This is a genomic window from Mesorhizobium sp. B1-1-1 (genome assembly GCF_006442955.1).
Classification (GTDB): domain Bacteria; phylum Pseudomonadota; class Alphaproteobacteria; order Rhizobiales; family Rhizobiaceae; genus Mesorhizobium.
Map to the genome: position 1 here is coordinate 199,079 of NZ_VFWW01000006.1, position 11,717 is coordinate 210,795.

Genomic DNA, 11,717 nt, shown 5'->3' on the forward strand with positions numbered 1-11,717 from the left:
CGTCGCGCGTTCATGTAGCATAGGGTGTCGAGGGCGCAAGGGGCAGACCCGATGGCTGGAGCGGGCCGGGGCGCGGAGGAAGGCGAGGACGTCGTTGCCGGCGTCAGCGAACGCTCTCTTTTTGCCATGCCCGCGCCCGCCTCATTGCCGCTGGCGTTGCCGCCCCTACAGCAGCCGGGCAAGTCGCCGCCGGCGGATGTTTCCACGCCGCCCGGCATTCCCGCAGCCGGCGCGGCCGTGCGTCTGCGCCGTGAGTTCGGCCGTGCTTCATGGCCTCGTCTGCGCAACGGCGTGGCCAGAGCGTCCGAGCTCGAACTCGATCGGGGCATAGGCTTCCTGCTCGTCCCGGTGTTCCTGGCATGCGGATCGATTGCGTATTTTTCGTTGGCGGCGGAGCCGGGCTTTGCCAAGCCTGTCGCGGTCGCGATCCTGATGTCGCTGTGCGCGCTCGTTTCACGCTCATGGCCGAAAACGCATCTGTGCTTCATGGCGGCGCTGTTGTGCGCGCTCGGCATGCTCGCCGGCAAAGTCGAGACGTGGCGGGCGGGAACGCGGATGCTGGGCTCGGAAATCTCCACGCAAATCACCGGCCGCGTCGTTTCGGTCGACCAGATGGAGACCGGGCGCATCCGGCTGACCATCGATGTGACATCGACCGCGCGGCCGAAACTACTCTACGCGCCGGAGCGCGTTCGCCTTTCGGCACGCAAGGTGCCGGCTGAAGTGACGGCCGGTTCGCTCGTGAGCGGCTATGCCAGGCTGTTGCCGCCGACCGGACCGGTGCGGCCGGACAGCTACGACTTTTCCTTCGACAGCTACTTCGCCGGCATAGGCGCCAGCGGCTTCTTTCTCGGCAACCCCAAAATCGTCTCAGCCGATGACAGGCCGCTGTGGGCCGCCCTTTCAGCCGCCATCGAGAGTGCTCGCGAAAGCATTGCCGACCATATCAGGGGCAGCATCGGCGGTGCCGAGGGCGAGATCGCCGCGGCGCTGATCGTGGGTGTGCGCGCCGGGATTCCCGACGAGATCAATGAAGCGATGCGACGCACCGGCATCTACCACATCATCTCAATTTCCGGGCTGCACATGGCGCTGGTCGCCGGCACGGTCATGGGTCTGCTGCGTGGCGGCTTCGCGCTGTTCCCGAATTTTTCCTCCCGCCGGCCGGTCAAGAAATACGCGGCCGCGGCGGCACTTTTCTCGATCGCCGCCTACCTCGTCATTTCGGGCGTCGTTGTCGCCGCCGAACGCAGCTTCATCATGCTGGCGGTGATGCTGATCGCCGTTCTGTTCGATCGGGCGGCACTCACCATGCGCAATCTGGCTATTTCGGCGATCGCCGTCATCGTGGTGTCGCCGCACGAGGTGGTAGGGCCGAGCTTCCAGATGTCGTTCGCCGCCACCGCGGCCCTGGTCGGCGCCTATGCCGGCTGGTCGGATCGCAAAGCCGACAAAGCGCGGACCCCGCCGCCGCAACGGACCTTGCCTGGCCTGCTGACGCGAAAATTGCTGCTGGCGACAGGTGGGCTGGCGATGACCTCGATTATCGCGGGAAGCGCCACGGCGCTTTTCGCCATCTGGCATTTCCAGCGCGTGTCGCCGCTCAGCCTGTTCGCCAATCTTGCCGTCATGCCGATCGTTTCTGTCGTGATGTTCCTTGCGGTTGCCAGCGCGCTGCTGATGCCGTTCGGGTTCGATGGACCATCCCTTTATCTGATGGGCAAGGGACTGGCCGCGATGATCGCCATATCAGGATGGATCTCGCAACGCTCGCCGGTCGACGCGGTCGGGTTGATTTCGCAGCAATCCGTCCTTCTGGTGGCGATCGCCCTGGTCATCGCGACGATGGCCACGACATGGCTGCGGCTGGCGGCACTTCCCTTCGCGCTCGCCGGCCTGTTGACCGTCTCGGACACGCGCACGCCGGACGTGCTGATTTCGGAGGATGCCCGCCTGGTGGCGTTGCCGATCGGCGGCGGCGAGCTCGCGATCAACCGGGCGCGCCCGAACGAATTCACCGTCGATAATTGGAAACGCGCGCTGAAGTCCGAAACCATCGTTGCGCCGGAACTGTTCGACAGCGGAGACCGACAGTTCGACATCTTCGATCCCGCGCAACTTCCGGCGGGAGCGCCTTTCTATTGCTTCACGGGCCTGTGCATGGCCCGGCATACCTCGGGGGCGATCATCGCGCAGGTGGAGGATCGCAAGGACGCCTGGAGGGCCTGCTCCTATGCGGATCTGATCGTCATCAACGACCCCGCGGGCTACGACCCCTGCCACAATCCGCTGGTTCTCGTCATCACCAAGCGGCAGCTCGCTCGTAAGGGAAGTGCCGCCGTCTTCTTCGACCGGCAATCGGCGACGGCACCGGCACGGGTCAGCTTTGCCGTCGACAGGCCATATCGGCCTTGGCACGAACAGCGAAAATTCTCACGCGAGGCAAGGGGACTGCCGCCTTACCGTAAACCCGAAAAGCCCACCGCCGACCCCGCTCAGTAGCGCCTGATCAGGCCGACCAGCTTGCCCTGCACCTTGACCCTGTCCGGTCCGAAAATACGTGTTTCATAGGCCGGATTGGCAGCCTCGAGCGCAATCGAAGCACCCTTTCGGCGGAAGCGCTTAAGCGTTGCTTCCTCCTCGTCCACCAGGGCCACGATGATCTCGCCGGGACTTGCGGTGTCGGCATTGCGGATGATGACCGTGTCGCCGTCGAAAATGCCGGCCTCGATCATCGAATCGCCCTTGACCTCCAGCGCATAGTGTTCGCCGCCCATGATCATGTCAGGCGGCACTGAAATGGAATGCGTCTGATGCTGGATGGCGTCGATCGGCACACCCGCTGCGATGCGACCCATGACCGGGATCGACACCGCTGAAACCGCATCGTCGTCATTGCCGACAGCGGGCAGACGCGAAGACGTCGCCGGCTTGATCTGCCGGCTAGGGCTGCTGCCCTGTCCGAGGCTGCCCTGGATGACGCTCGGGGAGAACTTCTTTGCCGCGTTAAGACCCGGCGCGATCGAGTCCGGCAGGCGCAGCACCTCCAGCGCGCGCGCCCGGTTGGGCAGGCGGCGAATGAAGCCGCGCTCCTCCAACGCCGTGATCAGCCGATGAATTCCCGACTTGGAGGCGAGGTCCAGCGCTTCCTTCATCTCGTCGAAGGACGGCGGAATGCCGCTTTCCTTCAGCCGTTCATGGATGAACATCAAGAGTTCATGTTGCTTGCGCGTGAGCATGGCGGCCCCCAAAGGCATTGCACGAAGGGTCTGGAACCAGAATCAGAAAACAAACCCAGAACAAACACTATCTGTTCCAGTTGTGTTCCGCAACCATTTAAAGTTTAATGAATTTGTTAAGGCGACGGAAACGAAATGCCCTCCCGCAGCCAGCATCCTGCCAGCGCGGTCCGTCGTCAATGCGCTCCCGGGCCCTTTGAAACTATTTTGGTTAATGGCCTGTGGCCCGACCGGTCTCCACTCTTGGCACAAGCCTGCAAGCTGGGTGACCGGCAAGGTGCGGGGTGCGTTTGGGCGGATTAGAAACCCCTGCGGCTCGTGAACGAAACGAAACCAAAATGCCAACTTCCTGCCGGAAAACGACGAGGCACCACCACTGGTCGCGATGGGCTGCGTTCGCTCGCTCCTTGCTTCCCGTTCGCTTGACGAAACCGTATAATAATGTACGGTTTTCGAAGAGGAACACCAATGACCACGCCGAAGCAGGCCGCGCGACGCGAACGGATAGAGGAGGCCGCCTATGCGGTGCTCCGGGAAACCGGCTACAAGAGCGCCTCCCTGCTTGCTATCGCCAAGCGGGCATCGGCCTCGAACGAAACCCTCTACAACTGGTACGGCAACAAGCAGACCCTGTTTCGATCCTTGATCGAAGCCAATGCGGGAGAGGCAAGGAAGCTGCTGGAGGACGCCCTTCACCAGGCGCGCGATCCGCTCAAAACCCTGAACTTGCTCGGGCCAGTCCTGCTGACCCTCGTGACGGGCGACAAGGCGGTGGCGCTCAATCGCGCCGCGGCCGGCGACGTCAACGATACAGGCACGCTTGGCCAATCGATCGCGCAATTCGGCCGCAATACCATAATGCCGCTTGTTGGCGACCTGCTTCGAACCGCAAGTCGGGCCGGCCTGATCGCCTGTGACGATCCTGCCGAAGCCGCCGACATCTACATCAGTCTTTTGATCGGCGATCTCCAGGTTCGCCGGATCGTTGGGGTGCTCGAGGAACTGCCTCGGGCGGAAATCGAGCAAAGATCGAACCGGGCGTTCACCCTGTTCTTGCGCCTCTATGCGGCCAGCCCTTGCCCGGGCGGCAAAACAGCCGGCCCGTTTCCAGGGCGCTCTTCTCACCGAGGAACATCGCGACCATGAGCAAAATTCCCGATCTCGCAGCGATCGAGGCAATGGACACCGCGGATCCGCTGCGTGCCATGCGTGACCGCTTCACCTTGCCCCAGGGGGTGATCTATCTCGACGGCAATTCGCTGGGCGCCGCTTCGCCCGCCGTGTTCGGCGAGCTGCAGAAGGCCGCCACGCAGGAGTGGGCGCAGGATCTCATCCGCGCCTGGAACACCGCCGGCTGGTTCGACATGCCGGTCGAACTCGGCGACCAACTCGGGCGCCTGATCGGGGCCGCCGCCGGCCAGACGGTGGTCTGCGATACCACCTCGATCAACATCTACAAGGTGCTGCATGCGGCACTCGGGATGCGGCCGGACAGGTCAGTCATCGTCGCCGAGGGGGACAGCTTTCCGACCGATCTCTATATGGCCGAAGGCGTTGCCTCGACGCGGCCGGGCACGGTGCTGCGGCTCGAGGGTGTCGATGCGCCGACCATAGAAGAACTGATCGACGAGCGGGTCGCGGTCATCCTGGTCAACCACGTCAACTACAAATCCGGGCAGTTGCGCGACATGGCCGCGCTGACGCGGACGGCACATGATGCCGGCGCGCTGATCGTCTGGGATCTCTGCCATACCGCCGGCGCCTTGCCGGTCGAGCTCGACCGTTCGAACGCCGATTTCGCCGTCGGCTGCACCTACAAATATCTCAATGGAGGCCCAGGTGCCCCGGCCTTCATCTACGCGGCCGAGCGCCACCATGGCGATGTCCGCCAGCCGCTCAGCGGCTGGTGGGGCCATGCGCGGCCTTTCGCCTTCGAACAGGGTTTTGCTGCCGGCACAGGCATCCGCCGGTTTCTCTGCGGCACGCAGCCTGTGCTGTCGATGCGCGCGCTCAAAGGGGCCCTCGATGTCTGGAACGACGTCGACATGGCAGAGGTGCGCAGGAAGAGCATCGCATTGACCGATCTGTTCATCCAGCTCGTCGAGGCAAAATGCGGCGCCTACGGCCTCGAACTCGAAGGCCCGCGCGACGGCAATGAGCGCGGCAGCCAGGTGTCGTTCCTCCACCCGCATGGCTATCAGGTGATGCGGGCCTTGATCGAGCGCGGCGTGATCGGCGATTTTCGCGCGCCATCCACGATTCGCTTCGGCTTTACGCCGCTTTATGTCGGCTATGTCGATGTCTGGCAGGCTGTCGAGGTGCTGGAAGACATTTTGCGCACGGACGCGTGGCAGGAGGCGCGTTTCGCCGTCAAGGCGGCGGTGACTTAAGAGCCTGTCGCTCAGAAAAGCGCAGCGGGTTCGGGATAACGATATGCAGTCGGCAAAGCTACGTCAGAGCCGGGTGCGGACCTTCCACAGCTCCGGGAACAACTCCACCTCCAGCATCTTCTTCAGGTAGGACGCGCCCGATGTGCCGCCGGTGCCGCGCTTCATACCGATGATGCGCTCGACCGTGGTGACGTGGTTGAAGCGCCAACGGCGGAAATAATCCTCGAAATCGACCAGCTTCTCGGCGAGTTCGTAGAACATCCAGTAGCGCTGCGGGTCGCGGTAGATGATCTGCCAGGCGACAAGGACCTCTTCGTTCTCGGTCCGCGTTTCGCGCCAGTCCGTACGCCTTGCGTCGGCACCGATGTCGAAGCCGTTACGGGCGAGCAGCAGCAGCGCCTCGTCGTAGAGCGACGGTTGCGCCAGGATCGCCTCCAGTTTCTCGCTGAGGTCCGGCCGGTGCTTGTGCGGTCCGAGCATTGCGAGATTGCGGTTGCCGGCCATGAACTCGATGGCACGGTACTGCCACGACTGGAAGCCCGAGGACTGGCCAAGCGCGTCGCGGAACTCGGTGTATTCGCTGGGCGTCATCGTGCGCAGCACGTCCCAGGCATTGTTGAGCTGCTCGAAGATGCGGGCGACGCGCGAAAGCATCTTGAAGCTCGGTTCGAGACGGTCGGCGCGGATGGAGCGGATTGCGGCGCCGATTTCGTGCAGCGCGAGCTTCATCCAGAGTTCCGATGTCTGGTGCTGGATGATGAACAGCATCTCGTCATGGGCTGACGAAAGCGGCTCCTGCGCCTCGAGCACCTTTTCCAGATGCAGATAGTCGCTGTAGGACATGCGCTCCTTGAACGACATTTCCGCGCCCTCGGCGGACGGGTCGTAGGGCTTGCTCAATTGATCTTCTCCGCGCGCAGCCGGAAGCGCTGGATCTTGCCGGTCTGCGTCTTGGGCAAAGCGGCGATGAATTTTACCGAGCGCGGATATTTGTAGGGCGCGATCGTGGCCTTGACGTGATCCTGCAGACGCTTGACGGTCATTGCGTCTGGCGCCACGCCTTGCACGAGCACCACATGAGCCTCGACGATCTGGCCGCGCTCGGCATCCTCGGCGCCGACCACCGCGCATTCGGCGACATCGGCATGCGCCAGCAGCGCCGCTTCGACCTCTGGGCCGGCGATGTTGTAGCCGGCACTGACGATCATGTCGTCGGAGCGCGCTGCGAAGTGGAAAAAACCGTCCTCGTCCTGCCAGAACGTGTCGCCGGTGAGGTTCCACCCGTCGCGGACATAGTCGCTCTGCCTGGCATCGGCCATGTAGCGGCAGCCGGTCGGTCCCCGCACCGCGAGCCTGCCCGCGGTGCCGCGCGGCACTTCGCGCATTTCGTCGTCGACGACGCGCGCCTGATAGCCGCCAACGGCCTTGCCGGTGGAGGCAGGCTTCATGTCATCGAAGCGGTTGGAGATGAAAATATGCAGCATTTCCGTGGCGCCGATGCCGTCAAGGATCGGCTTTCCGGTTTTCTCAGTCCATTCCTCGAACACCGGCGCCGGCAAGGTTTCGCCGGCCGAAACGGCGACGCGCAGCGACGATAAATCGGCCCCTTCGTCCATGGCCTTGAGCATTGCGCGATAGGCGGTGGGCGCGGTGAAGGAGATCGTCGCTTTGTAGGTTTCGATGATGTGGACCATGTTGGGCGGCGTTGCCTGTTCCAGCAGCGTCGCCGCGGCGCCGAAACGCAGCGGGAAGATGGCGAGCCCGCCAAGGCCAAAGGTGAAGGCCAGGGGCGGCGAGCCGACGAAGATGTCGTCAGGCGTCACCTGCAGGATCTCGCGGGCGTAGGCGTCGGCGATGATCAGGAGGTCGCGGTGAAAATGCATCGTCGCCTTCGGCACGCCTGTCGTGCCTGAGGTGAAGCCGAGCAGGGCGACGTCGTCACGCCCGGTCTGCACCGCGGTAAACGTCACGGGCTTGTCGAGGGCGGCGCGATCGAGTTCGGCGTCGTGGTTGGCGGTGCCGTCGAAGCCGATGACCTGCTTGAGGAACGCGCTGTCCTTGGCGCAGGCGGTCATCTCGTCCATCAGCCTGGTGTCGCACAGCGCTGTGGTGATTTCGGCCTTGTCGACGATCTTGGCGAGTTCGCCGGCGCGCAGCATCGGCATCGTGTTGACCACGACGGCGCCGACCTTGGTGGCGGCCAGCCAGCAGGCCACCATTGCGGGGTTGTTGGCCGAGCGGATCAGCACCCGGTTGCCTGGCTTGACGCCGTAATTCTCGACCAGCGCATGCGCCAGCCTGTTCGTCCAGTCGGATAATTCCTTGTAGGTGCGGCGGCGGCCGTTGCCGATCAGCGCGGTGTGGTCGCCCAACCCTTTCTCGACCAGCCTGTCGGTCAGTTCGACGCCGGCATTGAGCCGTTCGGGATAGTCGAAGCCGTCGAGCAGGAAGTCCGGCCATTGATCCGGCGGCGGCAGGTTATCGCGCGTGAACGTGTCGATATGCGCTGATGGCCCAAGCATTTTCGGCTGCCCCTGTCTGCCTCACGCCCATCGCTGAACAAGGCACAGGATCGCACCAGTCGAAATTTGTTTCAAGCCTAAAATGTTTTGCCCCCGGAGCATTGACGTTGCCGCTGTCGATCGCCATTGCTATCGGCTGAAACGATGCCGTCCGGGGGAGGGTGCCGATGCTCGAACATCGCATTGCCGATTGGGACAATGCCTACGCCAACGGCGCCAACATCGCCGGCAGCGATCGCTGGCCGGCCGCATGGGTCGAACCGGCGCAGGCATTTCGCGATGCGCTTGCGGCAAAGGGCAGGGCTCAGCTCGACATCGCCTATGGCGACAGGCCGCGCAACCGGCTCGATCTCTTCCTTCCCGCCGCCAAGCCCAAAGGGCTCGTCGTGTTCATCCATGGCGGCTACTGGCTGGAGTCCGACAAGGATACCTGGTCGCATCTCGCCAAGGGCTCGGTTGACGGCGGCTTTGCCGTGGCGATGCCGTCCTATACGCTCTGCCCCGACATACGCATCGCCGGCATCTCCCATGAGATTGGCGCGGCGATCGGCAAGGCGGCGGCGATGGTCGGGGGACCGCTTATGCTGACCGGGCATTCGGCCGGCGGCCATCTCGCCAGCCGCATGGCGACGACATCAACGCCCCTGGCAGCCGGCGTGGCAAGGCGCGTACGTCACGTCGTTTCGATTTCAGGCCTGCATGACCTGCGTCCGCTCATGCGCACCGGCATGAACGCGGCGCTGAAAATCGATGAAGCCGAGGCGCTGACGGAAAGCCCGGCGCTGCTGCGGCCTATGGATGGTGCGCGCATCACGTGCTGGGCCGGAGGCGGCGAGCGGTCCGAGTTCTTGCGCCAGAACGCCTTGCTGGCCAATATCTGGACAGGGCTTGGTGCCATCACGAGCGCGGTGGTCGAGCCGGATCGACATCATTACGACATTGTCGAAGGCCTGGCCGATCCGGCGCATCCGCTGACACGAGTTTTGCTAGCGGAGTCAACGATCTGATTTGGCGCTAGAATCAGCTGGTTATACGGGGAATATTCACCTCAGCATGAGAACGCTGCAAGCGTCTCCTGCAGCCGCGGCGGATACAAATGGTTCGCGTACGATCAGTCCGTTGGCGTCGGCCAGCATCCTCAGCATCGAGGAATCCTGGATGCTGAAAGGGGTTGCAACCAGCATGCCGGCCTCTTGCCTGACCACCGCCCGCACATAGTCCTGGCGCAGATCATTGGCTTGCATGGCGGCGCCCAGCCGTGCCTGACGGATATCTTGCCGGAAATTGCGGTTGCCGAGGCGTGCCAGGAGCGGCTTCAGGAACAGTTGCGAGCAGACGAGGCTCGCCACCGGATTGCCGGGCAGGCCGATGCACCTGATGTCGCCGAGGCGGCCGAACATCAGCGGCTTGCCGGGACGCATGGCGATCTTCCAGAAACCGAGCGTCATGCCTTCGCCGGTCAGCACGTCATGGATCAGATCGTGGTCGCCGACCGAGGCGCCGCCAAGCGTGACGACGACATCAGCGCCGGCCGCGACCGCTTTCCTGACCAGCGCCGCGATGGCTTCCTCGCGATCAGCGGCAATGCCGAGATCAAGCGCATGCGCGCCGACCGATTGCGCGGCGGCGGCGACGCCATAGGCGTTTGACGAAATGATCTGGTCGGGGCCGAGTTCGCTGCCGGGCGGCAGCAGCTCGTCGCCGGTGGCGATGATGGCAACCAGCGGCCGCTTTACGACGCCCACCCGGGGATGGTTGGCCGAGGCGACAAGCGACAGTGCTGCCGGATCGAGCACGCGGCCTTTTTCCAGCAGGATGTCGCCCTCGGAGAAATCGAGCCCGAAGCGGCGGATGTTGCGCCCCTCGGCCGTCGGTTCGACCACCTCGATGCTGCCGCCGCCGAGGTCACGAACGTTTTCCTGGATGACGATGGTGTCTGCGCCTTGCGGCAGCGGAGCACCGGTGAAGATGCGCACGGCCTGCGCCTTGCCGACGGCGCCGTCAAAGCCGCGCCCGGCCGCCGCCACGCCCATCACCGAAAGCCGGGACGGCACGGACGCGACATCGACAGCGCGGACCGCGTATCCGTCCATGGCAGAGGCGTTGAAGGGCGGTTGGGTGCGCAACGCCACCACCGGTTCCGCGAGAACGCGATCCACGGCCTCGAGGAGCGAAACGCTTTCGCTCACAAGCGGCGCAGCACCCTCCAGCAGGCGTTCGAGCGCTGCTGCGACCGGAAGCAGCGCCATCAGGCGACCGCCCCATCTTCGCCAGCGGCTTTGTAGTCGCCCGACTTGCCGCCGGTCTTTTCGACCAACCGGATGCCGGTGATGACCATGGCACGGTCGACCGCCTTGGCCATGTCGTAAATGGTCAGGCAGGCAACCGAAGCCGCGGTGAGCGCTTCCATCTCGACGCCGGTCTTGCCGGTGACGCGCGCCAGCGCAACGATCTTCAGTCCGGGCAGGGCAGGATCGGGCTCAATGTCGACGGAGACCTTGGTCAAGAGCAGCGGGTGGCAGAGCGGGATCAGCTCATGCGTCTTCTTCGCTGCCATGATGCCGGCTATGCGCGCGGTGCCCAGCACATCGCCTTTCTTGGCATTGCCGGCCAGGATCATCTTCAGCGTCTCGGGCCGCATCGAGACGAAACCCTCGGCGATAGCGGTGCGCGTCGTTTCGTCCTTGCCGCCGACATCGACCATGTTGGCCTGGCCCTGCGGACCGAGATGGGTGAGGGCGGCCGTCATCGTCAGACGGCCTCGGCCGCTGCCTTGCCGGTGAGCAGCGCGCGCGTTGCCGCGGTCACATCCTGCTGGCGCATCAAACTTTCGCCGACCAGGAAGGTGCCGATGTCGCTCTTCTGCAATCTGAGGCAGTCGTCATGAGAGAAGATGCCGCTTTCGCTGACCAGCAAGTAACCGCCCGGAATCATCGCCCGCAGTCGTTCCGAGGTTTCGAGACGGGTCTCGAATGTCCGCAGATTACGGTTGTTGATGCCGATTAATTGCGACGACAGCTTCAGTGCGCGCTCCGTCTCGGCCTCGTCGTGGACCTCGATCAGCGCATCCATGCCGAGTTCGAATGCCGTCGCTTCAAGCTCGCTCGCCAAATGGTCATCGACGCTGGCCATGATGATCAGGATGGCGTCCGCCCCCCAGGCGCGAGCTTCATGGACCTGATAAGGATCGAACAGAAAATCCTTGCGCAGCGCGGGCAGGGTGACGGCGGCTCTTGCCTTGGTGAGAAATTCCGGCGCGCCTTGGAAAGACGGTGCGTCGGTCAGCACCGAAAGACAGGCGGCGCCGCCTTTTGCATAGGCCCGCGCGAGCGCTGGCGGATCGAAGTCGGCGCGGATCAAGCCCTTGGACGGGCTTGCCTTCTTGATCTCGGCGATCAGAGCGAAGCCGCCGGATCTGCGCTTCGCCTCAAGTGCTGTGAGAAAGCCGCGCGGCGCGTCAGTGTCTTTCGCCCGCGCCTTGATCTCGGCCAGCGGCACGCGCGCCTTGGCCGTCGCGATCTCGTCGCGCTTGTAGGCCTCGATCTTGCGCAGGATGTCCGACATCT

Annotated in this window: 10 protein-coding genes; 4 read left to right on the forward strand and 6 right to left on the reverse strand. The window is 63.9% G+C overall.

From position 1 onward, the window contains the following. Positions 1-51: 51 nt before the first annotated feature. Positions 52-2,502, forward strand: a complete 2,451-nt coding sequence (locus FJ986_RS14080; RefSeq protein ID WP_140674637.1) for a ComEC/Rec2 family competence protein — start codon at positions 52-54, stop codon at positions 2,500-2,502. Here FJ986_RS14080 and lexA read toward each other — a convergent pair. After that, complete coding sequence (gene lexA, locus FJ986_RS14085) at positions 2,496-3,239, reverse strand: transcriptional repressor LexA (protein WP_140515360.1); 744 nt, start codon at positions 3,237-3,239, stop codon at positions 2,496-2,498. The genes FJ986_RS14080 and lexA overlap by 7 nt on opposite strands. Positions 3,240-3,707: 468 nt before the next feature. Here lexA and FJ986_RS14090 point away from each other — a divergent pair, with 468 nt between their 5' ends. Then, positions 3,708-4,385 carry a TetR/AcrR family transcriptional regulator C-terminal domain-containing protein gene (locus FJ986_RS14090; protein WP_181181886.1) on the forward strand — a complete coding sequence of 226 codons (678 nt, stop codon included), beginning with the start codon at positions 3,708-3,710 and terminating at the stop codon, positions 4,383-4,385. Continuing rightward, positions 4,382-5,629 (forward strand): kynureninase, encoded by a 1,248-nt coding sequence (gene kynU / locus FJ986_RS14095; RefSeq protein WP_140525230.1) that lies wholly within the window; start codon positions 4,382-4,384, stop codon positions 5,627-5,629. Before FJ986_RS14090 ends, kynU begins: the two co-directional genes overlap by 4 nt. Positions 5,630-5,692: 63 nt before the next feature. Here the strand turns inward: kynU and kynA are convergent, their stop codons facing one another. Both kynA and FJ986_RS14105 read right to left on the reverse strand, forming a co-directional pair. Beyond that, a complete protein-coding gene (gene kynA / locus FJ986_RS14100) occupies positions 5,693-6,529 on the reverse strand; it encodes a tryptophan 2,3-dioxygenase (protein ID WP_140498668.1) in 837 nt (278 codons plus the stop codon). Continuing rightward, entirely contained in the window at positions 6,526-8,151 is a 1,626-nt protein-coding gene (locus tag FJ986_RS14105; RefSeq protein ID WP_140515363.1) for an AMP-binding protein, read from the reverse strand. The genes kynA and FJ986_RS14105 overlap by 4 nt, the downstream gene beginning before the upstream one ends. A 167-nt stretch (positions 8,152-8,318) precedes the next feature. On the opposite strand from FJ986_RS14105, the gene FJ986_RS14110 reads away from it, so the two are divergent. Beyond that, positions 8,319-9,158 (forward strand): alpha/beta hydrolase, encoded by an 840-nt coding sequence (locus tag FJ986_RS14110; RefSeq protein WP_140560953.1) that lies wholly within the window; start codon positions 8,319-8,321, stop codon positions 9,156-9,158. 36 nt (positions 9,159-9,194) lie between these two features. Here the strand turns inward: FJ986_RS14110 and glp are convergent, their stop codons facing one another. From glp to trpC, 3 genes are read right to left on the reverse strand one after another with little or no spacing between them, the layout of a single operon-like run. Continuing rightward, entirely contained in the window at positions 9,195-10,400 is a 1,206-nt protein-coding gene (glp, locus tag FJ986_RS14115) for a gephyrin-like molybdotransferase Glp (protein ID WP_140674643.1), read from the reverse strand. Beyond that, complete coding sequence (gene moaC, locus FJ986_RS14120; protein ID WP_140674646.1) at positions 10,400-10,900, reverse strand: cyclic pyranopterin monophosphate synthase MoaC; 501 nt, start codon at positions 10,898-10,900, stop codon at positions 10,400-10,402. The genes glp and moaC overlap by 1 nt, the downstream gene beginning before the upstream one ends. Positions 10,901-10,902: 2 nt before the next feature. Beyond that, on the reverse strand, positions 10,903-11,715 hold the full coding sequence (gene trpC, locus FJ986_RS14125) for an indole-3-glycerol phosphate synthase TrpC (protein ID WP_140498658.1): 813 nt from the start codon (positions 11,713-11,715) through the stop codon (positions 10,903-10,905). Positions 11,716-11,717 lie beyond the last annotated feature (2 nt).

What these genes read in the sequence shown, in the direction of transcription:
- FJ986_RS14080 (WP_140674637.1), top strand. Translation starts at nt 52, where the DNA reads ATGGCTGGAGCGGGCCGGGGCGCGGAGGAAGGCGAGGACGTCGTTGCC.
- lexA (WP_140515360.1), bottom strand. Translation starts at nt 3,239, where the DNA reads ATGCTCACGCGCAAGCAACATGAACTCTTGATGTTCATCCATGAACGG.
- FJ986_RS14090 (WP_181181886.1), top strand. Translation starts at nt 3,708, where the DNA reads ATGACCACGCCGAAGCAGGCCGCGCGACGCGAACGGATAGAGGAGGCC.
- kynU (WP_140525230.1), top strand. Translation starts at nt 4,382, where the DNA reads ATGAGCAAAATTCCCGATCTCGCAGCGATCGAGGCAATGGACACCGCG.
- FJ986_RS14105 (WP_140515363.1), bottom strand. Translation starts at nt 8,151, where the DNA reads ATGCTTGGGCCATCAGCGCATATCGACACGTTCACGCGCGATAACCTG.
- FJ986_RS14110 (WP_140560953.1), top strand. Translation starts at nt 8,319, where the DNA reads ATGCTCGAACATCGCATTGCCGATTGGGACAATGCCTACGCCAACGGC.
- glp (WP_140674643.1), bottom strand. Translation starts at nt 10,400, where the DNA reads ATGGCGCTGCTTCCGGTCGCAGCAGCGCTCGAACGCCTGCTGGAGGGT.
- moaC (WP_140674646.1), bottom strand. Translation starts at nt 10,900, where the DNA reads ATGACGGCCGCCCTCACCCATCTCGGTCCGCAGGGCCAGGCCAACATG.
- trpC (WP_140498658.1), bottom strand. Translation starts at nt 11,715, where the DNA reads ATGTCGGACATCCTGCGCAAGATCGAGGCCTACAAGCGCGACGAGATC.